We start from the raw sequence: 13,529 nt of genomic DNA on the forward strand, positions 1-13,529 counted from the left end.
CTCCCTCCCCCTGGCCGACCGGACCGTGATCAACGCGAGCGTCGACGCGGTGGCCGGAGACGGCGGGTCGCCGCGTTGCGGACGCGACGGGTGCGTCCGTGCTCGGCGAGCAGGTCGAGGGCCTCGGTCGAGGTGATGATCTGCGCGGCCGAGGCCGTGCGCTGGAACCAGTCGGACGCGCCCGTGACCTCCTCGGCCGTCCACGGCTCGTCCAGGGCGACGGCCCTGAGGAGGGTCCACTCGCGCAGGCGGCGGGACAGGAAGGCCCGGTCCCCGATGACCGCGGCCGTCGTCCGGGCCCAGTCCGGGAAGTGGGCGTCGGTCAGCAACTGGGCGGCCCGGCGCTCCAGGTGGCGGTTCACCGCGGACTCCGCCATCGTCACGCAGTCGTCGCGCAGGACGGCCGCCAGCAGGTCGGCCTCCTCCGCCTCCGGGACGGTTTCCAGGAGCTCCAGATAGTGGGCGTAGCGCCGGTGCTCGGGGGGTTCGTCGTCGTTCTCGGGGTCGGTCTCGGGTTCGGTCTCGGGCTCGGGCTCGGGCTCGGTCATACCGGCATTCCATCGTTTCGCGCGGTCATCCGGTACCGATATTCCGTGTCGTGCCGTCGGTCGGGCCCAGTGACCTCGCGGCCGTTGAGACCTGGAGGACGAGCTCGTCCGCGCGCCGGGCACGCCGAAGGTCGAGGAGGTCGTCGGGACCGAGGGCGACCTCCTCGCCCGGCAGACCTTCGTGCGTCAGCCCGCGCGCCCCGCGTCGTCACTCCTGCCGCAGGCTGCTCACCAGCTCGCGCGGCAGACCGTGGGTGTCGTGGAGGTAGTGGAAGTCCTCCCCGGTCAGCGGGCCCCGGAACCGGGGCCGGGCGAGCACCTGCCGGCCGCGCTCCAGGAGCCGGCCGAACCGGCGTTCCTCCTCGACCAACATCCGGAGCACGTCCTCCGGTCGCATGTCCAGCCGGAAGTGGTCCAGGGTGTGCCGGACCACTTCCTCCGGCAGGTCTCCGAGACCCCGCGAGGGATCGTCACGCCACAGCACGGTGAGCACCCGTCGCACGAGGCGGCGCAGTACGTAGCCCCGTCCCGTGTTGGCGGGGCGCACCCCGTCGCCGAGTACGACGATGGCCGAGCGCAGGTGGTCGCAGACCACCCGCAGCGATGTTTCGTCCAGGGGCCACAGGGTCGGCACGAGGCGGCGCCAGGGATCGAAGACGTCGCACTCGAACACCGACGACTTGCCCTGGAGCAGCGAGGCCAGCCGCTCCAGGCCCAGTCCGGTGTCGACGTTGCGCTGGGGAAGGGGTACGAGGGAACCGTCGTCGAGCCGGCGGTGGCTCATGGTCACGTGGTTCCACACCTCCACCCAGCGGTCGTCGCGGGTGGGGGTCGACCGGGGCGGGCCGTCACCGCTCCACAGGAAGATCTCCGAGTCGGGGCCGCAGGGGCCGACGGGTCCGTTGGACCACCAGTTGTCCTCCACGGTGAGTTCGACGGGGACGCCCCGGTCCTGCCACAGCTGGAGGGAGGCGATGTCCGGGCCGGTCTGGCCGTCGCCGGCGAAGGCGGTGGCGTGCAGCAGGCGGGGATCGACGCCCAGGCCCTCCGTGAGCAGCCCGTATCCCCAGTCGAGGCTGAGCGGACCGTCGTAGTCGCCCAGTGACCAGGTGCCGAGCATCTCGAAGACCGTCAGGTGGGTGGCGTCGCCGACCTCCTCCAGGTCCGTGGTGCGCAGACAGCGCTGTACGTTGACCAGCCGCCTGCCCAGCGGATGGGGGCGGCCCTCCAGGTACGGCGTGAGGGGGTGCATGCCGGAGGTGGTGAAGAGCACTGGGTCGCCGGGTGGCGGGAGCAGGGTCGATCCGACGATGCGGCGGTGGTCGCGCTCTTCGAAGTACTCGACGAACGTGTTGACCAGCTGTTCGGTGTGCATGGGGTGCGTCCTTCGCGTCAGCGTGGGAGAGGCACCGGAGAACGGGACCGTTCAGTCATCCGGCCGGGCACGGAGGCCACGGCACTGCCGACGGACCGTTTTCCGGTCGCCGGGGAGAGGGGGGAAGGTCAGGCGGCGGCAACCGGCGAGCTGGTCGCTCGCGCGGTCGCGGTGGTGCTGGGGCCGTTGACGTTCATGCGGCCGACCATAACGCGGGCCCGACCGCCGCGCACACGAATTTGCCGCCCCGAGCCGCCGCGGAGCCTAGGTCGGGTGGGCCGGGTCGGTGGCCGGCAGGTGCGCCTCGTCCTCGCGGCGGTCGACGAGGATGATCGCCACGTCGTCCGCCAGGCGGCTCTGGGTGTGGCGGAGCAGTGCCTGGTGCAGGCCCTCCAGGAACGCCGACCGTGTGAAGTCGCGCATGCTCACCGTGGCCTCGGGGAGGTCGAAGAAGACGTTGTCGCGGTCGCGGGCCTCGATGACGCCGTCGGTGCAGAGCAGCAGCCGGTCACCGGGTGCGAACGGATAGCGGTCCGTCCGCCCGGGAGGTCCGCTGATGAACTCCTCGAGACCGAGCGGCGGCAGGGGGAGGCTGGGCATCAAGGAGACGACCGTGCCCTTGCTCAGCAGCAGCGGCGGCGGATGGCCCCGGTTGATCACCTCGACGTGGGGGCCGTCGGGGACCTGGGCCACGATCGCGGTGACGAACGCCTCCAGGAGCACGTCCTCACCTTCGGTGGCGCTCTCGCTCGCGCCCGCAATGGCGGCGTCCCGCCGCAGGGCCGCCCCGCAGTGGTTGACGACCTCCACCAGGTCGTCCTCGTAGTGCACCGACTCCCGGAACGCGCCCAGCACGACCGCGGCGGCCCGCACGGCGGGCAGCCCCTTGCCCCGGACGTCCCCGATGATCATCCGGACCCCGTACCGGGTCTGGACCACGTCGTACAGGTCGCCGCCGATCAGCGCGCCCGTCTCGGCCGCCAGGTACATGCTCGCCGCCCGTACGGGGCCCAGCCGGTCCGGGACGGGCCGCAGCAGGGCCTCCTGCGCCGCGACGGCGATCCGGCGGACCTGGTTGAGCTCGCTCTCCCGGCGCGTGCGCGCGGCGCCGCTCGTCATGACGCTCGCCGCCGCGACCAGGGACAGGGCGAGGAAGTTGGTGTAGACCTGCTGGCCACCCCAGGCGTGGTTGTGGGTGGCGGTGGTCACGCTGACGGCGACGGCCACCGCCGTCGCCGCCAGCGTGCCCTTGGGGCCCATCGTCACCGCGGCCAGAGCGGGTGTCGCCACCAGCATCGGGCCGGTGTACACGACGTGCAGCGGCGTGAGCTCGATGAAGAGCACCAGCAGGGCGATCGCGAAGGGCACGCACTCCGCGATCACGAAAAGGACCTGGTGGTGACCGCCGGCTCCCGGTCCCGGGGGCGAGCGCAAGGGCGCTCTCATGAGTACAGCCTGCCTTGCCGGGACACACGGCCGCCACCCGGACGCCGACGCCCTCGCCGCCGGATCGCCCTCGGGCCGCGGGTACTCCGCGCACGCGTGGGCGTCGTCGGAGCCCGCAAGCGATTTCCGATGACCGACCCCCGCACCGGCCGGTTCCAGCCAACCTGACCTCCCCCACGGTCCGGGAGCCCGGCGGTACCCGGACATGATCAGCGGCCGTGCCAAGGGGGCCGCCGCCGCGAGGTCGGCCAGATCCCGCTGCTCCGGCCGCCGGCCTGCGCTCTACTCACTCCCCCAGTTGCAGCGACCCCGCGACAGCCCTTCCGCACACCGCGGACCCGGGCCTCCTCGCCATGCGCGGGTGCAGCCGAACTGGCCTCCACAGCAACCCGGTTGAAGGAGAAAGAGCATGTCCGAGCAGCAGGCCGAGGAAGACAAGACCGCCGCCCCACCCGCTCCACCCGCACCAACCGCCCCACCCGCGCCTCCGGAGTTCACGTACACCTGGGGCCAGCACAACGAGACCATGGAGGCGCTGTCGCTCGGCCAGATGGCCCGCCGCGTCCCCTCCGCGCTCCGGCAGACCGCGCGGCTCGCCCTCGCCGTCAACCGCACCGCCTTCCACGTGCTGGTCGCCGCCCAGATCCTCGGCGGGATCTGTACGGCGGCGGCGCTCGCCGCGATCTCCCAGGCGATGGTCCCGCTCCTGGCCGGCGACGGCGTCCAGGAGCGCATCTCGGCCGCCGCCTGGCCCCTGGTCGTCGCCGGTGCGATGACCGCCCTCGGCGCCCTGGCCTCCATCGCCTCCGGCAGCTCCGCCCGCCGCCTCAACCCCGGCATGGCCACCCTCGCCGACCTCGCCATGGTCGACGCCCACATGGACGTGGAGCTCGCCGCCTACGACGCCCCCGACTTCACCGAGCGCTCGGAGGCCGCCGAGACCGGCTCCGCCCGCTCCGCCATGCTCCTGCAGGACGCCCTCGGCTTTACCGGCGGCATGATCGACATGGTCGCGGTCGCGTCGGTCCTCGCCGTGGTCCACCCCGTACTGCTGCCGCTGCTCCTGCTGTCGGTGGTCCCCCGCGGCCTGGGCTCCGTATACGCCGCCCGCCTCGACTACCGCCTCCACAACCAGACGATCGCCTCCCGGAACATCAAGCACATGATGCGCTGGCACCTGACCACCCCGAAGCTCGCCGACGAGCTGCGCGGCAACAGCATGCGGCCCTACGCCCACCACTGGTACGCGGCCGTCTGCGAGCGCATCGACTCCAAGATGGTCAGCTCCGCGCCCCGCTACCTCGTCGTCTACCTGATCGCCGCCACCGCGTCCGGGGTCTTCGTCATGGCGACGTACGGGGCGCTCGCCGGGCTCGTCATCGGCGGCTACATGGCCATCGCCGCCGCCGGCACGGCCATCGTCGCCATGCGCACCTCCACCGCCGCCCTGTCGCAGCTCGTCGTCTACGGGGCGGCCATGTTCCAGCACGCGCTCTACCTCGGCGACTACACCACCTTCGTCAAGGAGGCCGCCGAGAAGTCCGGCCCGCGCGGCCCGCAGGTGATGGAGAGCGCGCCGGAGAAGATCCGGCTGGAGGAGGCCTCGTACACCTACCCCGGCAAGGACGCCCCCGCCCTCGGCCCCGTCTCCCTGACGCTGGCCCGCGGTGAGGTCGTCGCCGTCATCGGCGAGAACGGCGCCGGCAAGTCCACTCTCATCCGCCTGCTGACCTCCCTGACCGCCCCGACCTCCGGCACCGTCTCCTGGGACGGCGTGCCCACCTCCGACGCGGACCAGCGTTCCGCCTGGGCGCACGTCGGCCTCGTCACCCAGTCGTACGGGTACTGGCCGTTCTCCGCGCGGGAGAACATCACCCTCGGCCAGCCGGACCCCCGCGGCGAGGAGGCCGTGTGGGAGGCGCTGGACGCCGTGGGCATGCGGACGACCGTCGAGGAGTTCCCCGACGGGCTGGACACGCTGCTGGCGCGCTCGGTCTGGGGCGGCCACGAGCCCTCGGGCGGCCAGTGGCAACGCCTGGCCTGCGGCCGCGCCTTCCACCGCAAGCCGGGCCTGCTGGTCATGGACGAACCGACGAGCGCCATGGATCCCCGCGGGGAGCACATGGTCTTCTCCGGCCTGCGGGACATGAAGGAGGACCGGATCACGGTGATCGTCACGCACCGGATGGAGAACTGCCGCCTCGCCGACCGCATTGTCGTCCTCGACGGCGGCCGCATCGTGGAACAAGGCCCCTTCGACCAGCTCGTGTCCCTGAACGGGGGCCGGTTCCGCGAGCTGTACGAACTCTCCCAAGACCGCTGACGAGATGAGGAGCTGCGGAGCCCACCGGTGGCGGTGCGCTCCGTGGCGCCCTGTTGCAGATCGCTGCCGCTCACTCCTGCGTCATGGCGCTCGCGAGGCCGTACTCGGGCAGTGCGATGTTCCCGGCCTTGGCGAACTGCGCCGCGAACACGTTCCGCATCGGCCAGCGGGTCATCGACCGCATCGAGAGGTCGCGCAGCCGGATGCCGAGCCGGCCCGAAGGCGCGTACCCGGCGGCCCCGCCGGGTGGCAGCTGCTGCGCCTGGCTCACGTACGGGCGCATCACCGTGTCGTAGCGGCGGAAGGCGACGGCGTGGCCGCCCCCGGCCGCGGCGAGTTCCCCGGCGAGGACGTAGGCGCCGACCAGGGCGAGGCTGGTCCCGAGGCCGGTCAGCGGCGTCGCGCAGTATCCGGCGTCGCCGAGCAGCGCCACGCGGCCGCGTGACCAGCTGTCGAGGCGGACCTGGCCCATGGAGTCGAGGAAGAAGTCCGAGGCGGTGCGCATCCCGCGCAGCAGGCGCGGGGTTTCCCAGCCGACGTGGGCGAAGCGCCGGGCCACGAGCTCCTGTTGGGCGGCGATGTCGCGGCGGTCGTGGGCGAGCGGCGGCGAGCGGAAGCTGAAGCCGGCCTTGATCTCGCCGGGGAGGCGTCCGGGCCGGGCGGAGACGACCAGGCCGCCGGGCGCATTGTGCATCACGAACCAGCCGTCGAGGTCCAGGTCGTCGAGGACGGTGAACCAGGTGGTGTAGAGGTCGATCGGGTGGACGAACTCCCGCTCCGGGCCGAAGGACAGGGCGCGCACCACGGAGTGGGGCCCGTCCGCGCCGACGACGAGCGCGAACCGGCGCGGTGCGGCCTTCTCGAAGGTGACGGTGACCGCGTCGGCGTCCTGCTCGATCCCGGTGACGGTGTCGTCGAAGAGGTACTCCGTGTCCGGCAGGGTCGCCTCGTACAGCAGACGGGCGAGGTCGCCTCGGAGGATCTCGATCTCGGAGACGATCCCCTCGCCGCCGAAACTGTCGGCGGGCAGTCGGGCGGTGGTCCGGCCGGCGGTGTCGACGAGGGCGAGGCCGCGCTGGTCCACGCACTCGGCCCTGGCCCGGTCCATCAGGCCCATCCGTTCGATCACGATACGGCCGGCGCCGCGCAGATCCACGGTCTGCCCGCCCGGCCGGGGCGCCGGCGCCCGCTCCACGATCGTGACCGCGAAGCCTGCTTTGCGTAGCCAGTACGCGAGGGCGGGTCCTGCGATGCCTGCACCACAGATGAGTATCTCGTTGTTCGGCATGGCACGACGGTACGCCGTACGCAATCGGACATGCAAGCCTGAAACACGCTGTAAGTACCCATGCTTGGGAAGCACTGCACTAGTGCGCAAGGACGGGAGGGATGCCGGTGGGCGGCGATTGCCCGGGGTCGACGGCTAGGATGACGCGCATCCAGGTGCACTAGTGCGGAGGAGTGTCGATGGGCGGACAGGCGGTATCGCGCTACGGCCAGATCGTCGACGAGCTGCGGCGACGGATCGAGTCGGGTGAACTGGCGCCGGGCGATCGCGTGCCCTCGACCCGCGAGATCACCCGGCGGTGGGGCGTCGCCATGGCGACCGCCACCAAGGTGCTCTCCGAACTCCGCCGCGAGGGCATGGTGCACGCCGTCCCGGGCGTGGGGACGGTCGTGACCGCCCCCAGCCGCCCGGTGCGACCCGCCCGGCCCGCCATCACCGCACGCCCGGGCGGGTCGTCCGACGCGTCCTCGGTCCAGGCGGCCCTCACGCTCGGACGGATCGTCGGCGCAGCCGTCACCGTCGCCGACACGGAGGGGCTGGCCGCGCTCTCGATGCGCCGGGTGGCCGCCGAGCTGCAAGTGGCGACCATGTCGCTGTACCGGCACGTGGCCGACAAGGACGACCTGCTGATGCGGATGATGGACGGCGTCATGGCGGGGCACCCGCTGCCCGCCGACGCTCCGGCGGGCTGGCGGGAGGCGATCGAACTGGCGGCCCGGCAGCTCTGGGACGTGTTCCGCCGCCACCCGTGGCTCGCGCCGGCCCTGTCGGTGACCCGCCCGCAGATGATCACCTCGGCACTGCCGTACAGCGAGTGGATGCTCGCCACCCTGCACGCGCGCGGACTCGACCTGCAGTCCGCCTTCACCGCGCACCTCATGCTCTTCAACTACACCCGTGGCGTCGCCGTCAACCTGGAGACGGAGCGGGAGGCGCAGGCGCACAGCGGCCTCGACAGCGAGGAGTGGATGGACACCCAGGAGCCGGCGCTCCTGGCGGTGCTGGGCACCGGCCGGTTCCCGGCGCTCTCCCGTCTGGCCTCGGCCGGCTACGAACTCGACCTCGACGCCCTCTTCGAGTTCGGCCTCCAGCGCCTCCTCGACGGCCTCGCCCCTCTCCTCGACGGCAGTTCCGCCGGCTGACGGGAGGGCCGAAAGGCGCGACCACCGCGAGGGCGGTGGCGGCGCGGGGGTCGCGACCTGGTGCCGCGTACCCTCGAGCCCGTGTCAGCCTCCCGTCTCCACCGTGTCGCCGTCCTCGTCCTCGAGGGCGCGAAGCCGCTCGACGTCGGCATCCCCGCGCAGGTCTTCACGACCCGCGCGAGCATGCCGTACGAGGTGCGGGTGTGCGGGGCGGCGCCCGGGCTCGTGGCCGGCGGGGACGGCCTGGCGTACCACGTGACCCACGGGCTGGAGGCTCTCGCGTGGGCCGACATCGTGTTCGTCCCCGGCTACCGGTTCCCGGACCGCGACGATCCGCCGCGGGCCGTCATCGACGCGCTGATCGCCGCCCACGAGCGGGGCGCCCGGCTCGCCGCCATCTCGACGGGCGCGTTCGCGCTCGCCGCCACGGGCCTGCTCGACGGCAGACGCGCCACGACCCACTGGCACTACGCCCGGGCGCTCGCGGCGAAACATCCGCTGGTCCGGGTCGACGAGAACGTGCTCTTCGTCGACGAGGGCAGCGTGCTGACCTCGGCCGGCGCCGCCTCCGGCATCGACCTGTGCCTGCACATCCTGCGGGGCGACATCGGTGTGTCCGCCTCCAACCATGCGGCCCGACGCCTGGTCGCCGCCCCCTACCGCAGCGGCGGCCAGGCGCAGTACGTGCCGCGCAGCGTCCCCGAGCCGCTCGGCGAGCGGTTCGCCGCCACGCGCGAGTGGGCACTGCACCGGCTCGGCGAGCCCCTCACGCTCGAGGTACTGGCCCGGCACGCCGGGGTTTCGCCCCGCACGTTCTCGCGACGCTTCGCGGAGGACACCGGGTACACGCCGATGCAGTGGGTGATGCGCGCCCGCGTCGACGTGGCGCGTGAGCTGCTCGAACGCTCGCAGCGCGGCATCGAGCAGATCGCCGCCGACGTGGGTCTCGGCACCGGCGCGAACCTGCGCCTGCACTTCCAGCGCATCCTCGGCACCACCCCGACGGAGTACCGGCGCACCTTCACCCAGGGCGAGTAGCGAGCCGACCGGCACTGGGCCCGCAATGCCGCCGTGGCGGGATCCTTTTGAACCATGGCGATCACGCCGCTGTCGCGGGCGCGCTCCTGGCGCGAACCTGATGGCGAACGAAAGGGACATCGCTCATGACTCGCATTGCCATCAACGGATTCGGCCGCATCGGGCGCAACGTGCTGCGCGCGCTCCTCGAACGCGACAGCGACCTCGAGGTCGTGGCCGTGAACGACCTGACGGAGCCCGCCACCCTCGCACGACTGCTCGCGTACGACACCACCTCCGGCCGCCTCGGCCGCCCGGTGACCGTCGACGGGGACGTCCTCGTCGTCGACGGGCGCCGCATCAAGGTGCTCGCCGAGCGGGAACCGGCGCAGCTGCCGTGGGCCGAGCTCGGTGTCGACATCGTGCTCGAGGCCACGGGCCGCTTCACCTCGGCCGAGGCCGCCCGCGCCCACGTCAAGGCGGGCGCGCGGAAGGTGCTCGTCAGCGCGCCGTCCGACGGCGCCGACGTCACCCTGGCGTTCGGGGTCAACTCCGACACCTACGACCCGGCCCTGCACACCATCGTCTCGAACGCCTCGTGCACGACCAACGCGCTCGCGCCGCTGGCCGCCGTACTGGACGACCTCGCCGGCATCGAGCACGGCTTCATGACCACGGTGCACGCCTACACGCAGGAGCAGAACCTGCAGGACGGCCCGCACCGCGACGCGCGGCGCGCCCGCGCCGCCGCCGTCAACATCGTGCCGACGACGACGGGCGCCGCCAAGGCGATCGGCCTCGTGCTGCCGAACCTCGACGGCAAGCTCTCGGGCGACTCGATCCGCGTACCGGTCCCGGTGGGCTCGATCGTCGAGCTCAACACGACCGTGGCCCGTGACGTGACGCGCGAGGAGATCCTGGAGGCGTACCGCGCCGCCGCGGAGGGTCCGCTGGCCGGCGTGCTCGAGTACTCGGACGACCCGCTGGTGTCCTCCGACATCACGGGCAACCCCGCCTCGTCGATCTTCGACTCGGAGCTGACCCGCGTCGACGGCCGCCACGTCAAGGTGGTCGCCTGGTACGACAACGAGTGGGGCTTCTCGAACCGCGTGATCGACACCCTCACCCTCCTCGCGACCCGCTGAGCCGGCCGCACACACCGGAGGAGCTTCGGCCTGCCGGCTCGACTCCGCTCAGGAGACCGTCACTCCCGGAGCGCAGTAGGCGATCGCCTGGACCGTGGCATTCGCGGACTCGGTGGGGTTGAACGCCTGTACCATCCACGCGTTTCCCAGACCCGCGCCGCCCGAATCGGCTCGCTGGGAGACGTTCACCGTCAGGCCGAAGCTCGAAACGAAGCCCCCTGAGACCGCCTTGTGGCCCTCAGGGCACACGGCGGTGCTACCGCTTGCCGTGCCGGGGGCGACTGTCCGCTCCTGGTCGACGACCCGGACGAGTGCGAGAGATGCCCCGGGCGGTCCGGCGGGGCCGACAGAGCCGACGGGCCCCTGTGCTCCCGCGGGGCCGGCGACCCCTGGCGCTCCTGCGGGCCCGGCCGGTCCCGGCGCCCCTGCCGGCCCCGCCGGGCCGGGTGCTCCGGCCGGCCCTGCCGGTCCCGGTGCTCCGGCCGCCCCCTCCGGACCGGGCGGTCCGCCGTGCCCGCTGCCGCATTCGTCCTGGCTCGTCATGACTCCTCGGCCTTCGCCGCACGGGTCCGGATGCCCGGTGTGCAGGGGCGCCGCGGGCCGGGGCTCCCGGGCCTGTGCCTGGGGCGCTGCCCAGCCTACGAGCGCCACGGACGCCAAGGCGCCGGCAAGCGCGCGGGTTCCGAATCGGCGGTCTGTGCCCTGCTCGTTTCGCATGTGAACCTCCTTGTATGCGCGGGCCCTGGAGGGGCTTCGAGCCCCACAATTCGTATCGTGAGACGGCGCGCTTTATGCAGCGGCGGAGGAGTGTCACTCCGTTGCCGTTCGGTCCTGCTCCCCCCTGTCTCCCCCTCCGGCAAGGGTGCGGCGGTGGTTTGCCCCCGTCGGCCGCAGACCGGATCGGCTGGCGTACGTCAAGCCACGGGTTTCAGGGACGTGACCGTGCGGGGCGGGTCGGGGCCTACTGGATGCTCCCCCTCCACACCTCGAACCCGGGAGCTTCCATGACCCACCTCTTCCGCACCCCGCGCTTCTTCGCCCTGGCCGCTTCGACCGCCGTGGTCGTGGGCGGCGTGCTGGTCCCGACCAGCGCGTTCGCCGCCGCCCCGGCGACCCCGCAGGCCGCCGTGGCCGATGACCGCGTCGTGGCCCCCGATGATCAGGGCGGCAGCGACAACAAGGGCAACCTGCTGCTCGTCGAACCCGGCGGGAAGTCCCTCTTCGGCGACGACGACATCGGCACGGGAGCGGGCGCTGACGGGGGCGTGCACTTCGAACCGTCCAAGGGCCATACCTGGGTCTGTTTCGCCGCGCCCTGCGACGACCCGCTGGCCGAGCCCGTCCCGCACGCCCCCGACGTCCCTGACATCCCCGGATTCCCCGGTGTTCCCGGGTTCCCCGGTATCCCCGACATCCCCGGTCTGCCCCATTCCGGCGACCTGACGGTTCCCAACGCGTGATGCCGGCCCGACGGTTCGCCGCGGCGCGGGGCCGCCACCCCATCCGGTGGCGGCCCCGTCCCGCGTGCCCCTAGTACTCTCCGTAGCGCAGGCGCCCCAGGGCCGTCATCGGGCGGTCATGGGCGGCGACCGGAGCCGGGAGACAGGTGGAGCCGGTCAGGTAGCGGTCCACGGCGGCGGCCACCGCCCGGCCCTCGGCTATGGCCCACACCACCAGCGACTGGCCGCGGCCCGCGTCGCCGGCGACGAACACCCCCGGCGCCCGTCCGCCGCCCGCCGCGAAGCCGGCGTCCCGCGCGAAGTTGCCGCGCTCGTCGAGCTCCAGCCCCAGCTGCTCGCGCAGGCCGCCGGCCCGCTCGGGGCCCGAGAAGCCGAGGGCCAGCAGCACCAGTCCGGTCGGTATGACGTGCTCGGTGCCGGCCAGGGGGCTGCGGGCCACCGGCTCGACGGCGGTCAGGTGCAGTGCCCGAACCCGGCCCGAGGCGTCCCCCTCGAAGCGCAGGGTGGCGGAGGAGAACAGCCGGGGGTCGCGGCCCTCGCACCCGCGGGCCTCCTCGTGGGCGTGGGAGATCCGGTACGTCTTCGGGTACACCGGCCAGGGCTCGTCGTCGGTCCGGCCCGCGCCGGGTTCCGGGTTGATGTCGAGCTGGACCACGGAGATCGCGCCCTGTCGCAGGGCGGTCCCGAGGCAGTCGGAGCCCGTGTCGCCGCCGCCGACGATCACCACGTGCCGGCCCTCGGCGGTGACGGGAGACACGGCGTAGTCGCCCTCCCGCACCCGGTTGGCGCAGGTCAGGTACTCCATGGCCTGGTGGATGCCGTGCAGTGCGCGGCCGGGGACCGGTAGTTCCCGGCGTTCGCCGGCGCCGATCGCGACGACCACGGCGTCGCACCGGCCGCGCAGCTCCGCTGCGCTGGTGCCGGCCGCCGCGCCGGCGCCCTCTGCCGCGCCGGCGCCCTCTGCCGCGCCGGCGCCCGTCGCGGTGCCCGCCGCGGGGCCGGCCGTGCCGCCGATGTCCGTGCCCGTGACGAAGACCGTGCCCTCGGCGCGCATCTGCTCGATGCGGCGGTCCAGGTGGATCTTCTCCATCTTGAACTCGGGGATGCCGTAGCGCAGCAGTCCGCCGATCCGGTCGGCCCGTTCGTGGACCGTGACGGAGTGCCCGGCACGGGTCAGCTGCTGCGCCGCCGCGAGTCCGGCCGGACCGGAGCCTATGACGGCCACCGTCTTGCCGCTCTCTTTCTCCGGCGGCCTGGGGGTGAGGTAGCCGCGGCGCAGGCCCTCGTCCGCGATCGCCTGCTCGACGTTCTTGATGGTCACCGGGTCCGCGTTGATCGTCAGGACGCAGGCGTCCTCGCACGGGGCCGGGCAGAGCCTGCCGGTGACCTCCGGGAAGTTGTTGGTCGCGTGCAGCCGCTCGTACGCAGCGCGCCAGTCGCCGTGGGCGGCGTACGCGTTCCACTCGGGTATGAGGTTTCCCAGGGGACAGCCGGTGTGGCAGAACGGAATGCCGCAGTCCATGCAGCGGTCGGCCTGCCGGGAGACGAGCGGCAGCAACGCCTGGCCCGCGTGGACCTCGTGCCAGTCGCCCAGCCGTTCCTCGACGGGACGGGCCGGGACGGCCTCGCGGGGGATCCTGAGGAAGCCGAACGGATCGGTCACGCGCCGCCTCCCTGGATCGTTCGCGGTGGGGGCACGACGCGGGCGGCGCACCATGCTCCTCGTACGCGCATTCTGTGGCGGTTCGACCAGATTACGCCGCCTTCGCTCCAGCGTCGGGGGTG

At 72.8% G+C, this 13,529-nt stretch carries 10 protein-coding genes; 5 read left to right on the plus strand and 5 right to left on the minus strand.

Annotated elements, in window-relative coordinates; all coding sequences use genetic code 11:
- Positions 1-29: 29 nt before the first annotated feature.
- From AB0D29_RS24485 to AB0D29_RS24495, 3 genes are all read right to left on the minus strand, one after another.
- Positions 30-548: a hypothetical protein gene (locus tag AB0D29_RS24485; RefSeq protein ID WP_362857061.1), complete on the minus strand. Its 519-nt coding sequence runs from the start codon at positions 546-548 to the stop codon at positions 30-32.
- Between the two features lie 208 nt (positions 549-756).
- On the minus strand, positions 757-1,923 hold the full coding sequence (locus AB0D29_RS24490) for an alanine--tRNA ligase-related protein (protein ID WP_362857063.1): 1,167 nt from the start codon (positions 1,921-1,923) through the stop codon (positions 757-759).
- Positions 1,924-2,187: 264 nt separating this feature from the next.
- Entirely contained in the window at positions 2,188-3,369 is a 1,182-nt protein-coding gene (locus tag AB0D29_RS24495) for a PP2C family protein-serine/threonine phosphatase (protein ID WP_362857065.1), read from the minus strand.
- 409 nt (positions 3,370-3,778) lie between these two features.
- Between AB0D29_RS24495 and AB0D29_RS24500 the strand changes: the two genes are divergently transcribed.
- Positions 3,779-5,692, plus strand: a complete 1,914-nt coding sequence (locus tag AB0D29_RS24500) for an ATP-binding cassette domain-containing protein (RefSeq protein WP_362857066.1) — start codon at positions 3,779-3,781, stop codon at positions 5,690-5,692.
- 70 nt (positions 5,693-5,762) lie between these two features.
- Here AB0D29_RS24500 and AB0D29_RS24505 read toward each other — a convergent pair whose 3' ends face one another.
- On the minus strand, positions 5,763-6,980 hold the full coding sequence (locus AB0D29_RS24505) for an FAD-dependent monooxygenase (protein ID WP_362857068.1): 1,218 nt from the start codon (positions 6,978-6,980) through the stop codon (positions 5,763-5,765).
- 179 nt (positions 6,981-7,159) lie between these two features.
- Between AB0D29_RS24505 and AB0D29_RS24510 the strand changes: the two genes are divergently transcribed.
- The 4 genes from AB0D29_RS24510 to AB0D29_RS24525 all read left to right on the plus strand — a co-directional run bounded on the left by AB0D29_RS24510 (position 7,160) and on the right by AB0D29_RS24525 (position 11,744).
- Positions 7,160-8,122: a TetR/AcrR family transcriptional regulator C-terminal domain-containing protein gene (locus AB0D29_RS24510; protein WP_362857070.1), complete on the plus strand. Its 963-nt coding sequence runs from the start codon at positions 7,160-7,162 to the stop codon at positions 8,120-8,122.
- An 81-nt stretch (positions 8,123-8,203) separates the two neighbouring features.
- A complete protein-coding gene (locus AB0D29_RS24515) occupies positions 8,204-9,160 on the plus strand; it encodes a helix-turn-helix domain-containing protein (protein ID WP_362857071.1) in 957 nt (318 codons plus the stop codon).
- Positions 9,161-9,285: 125 nt separating this feature from the next.
- Positions 9,286-10,284, plus strand: a complete 999-nt coding sequence (gene gap / locus AB0D29_RS24520) for a type I glyceraldehyde-3-phosphate dehydrogenase (RefSeq protein WP_362857072.1) — start codon at positions 9,286-9,288, stop codon at positions 10,282-10,284.
- Positions 10,285-11,288: 1,004 nt separating this feature from the next.
- Positions 11,289-11,744 (plus strand): hypothetical protein, encoded by a 456-nt coding sequence (locus AB0D29_RS24525; RefSeq protein ID WP_362857073.1) that lies wholly within the window; start codon positions 11,289-11,291, stop codon positions 11,742-11,744.
- A gap of 70 nt (positions 11,745-11,814) precedes the next feature.
- Here the strand turns inward: AB0D29_RS24525 and AB0D29_RS24530 are convergent, their stop codons facing one another.
- On the minus strand, positions 11,815-13,407 hold the full coding sequence (locus tag AB0D29_RS24530; protein WP_362857074.1) for a glutamate synthase subunit beta: 1,593 nt from the start codon (positions 13,405-13,407) through the stop codon (positions 11,815-11,817).
- Between the last annotated feature and the right edge of the window lie 122 nt (positions 13,408-13,529).

The organism is Streptomyces sp. NPDC048424, assembly GCF_040651555.1.
Lineage (GTDB): Bacteria > Actinomycetota > Actinomycetes > Streptomycetales > Streptomycetaceae > Streptomyces.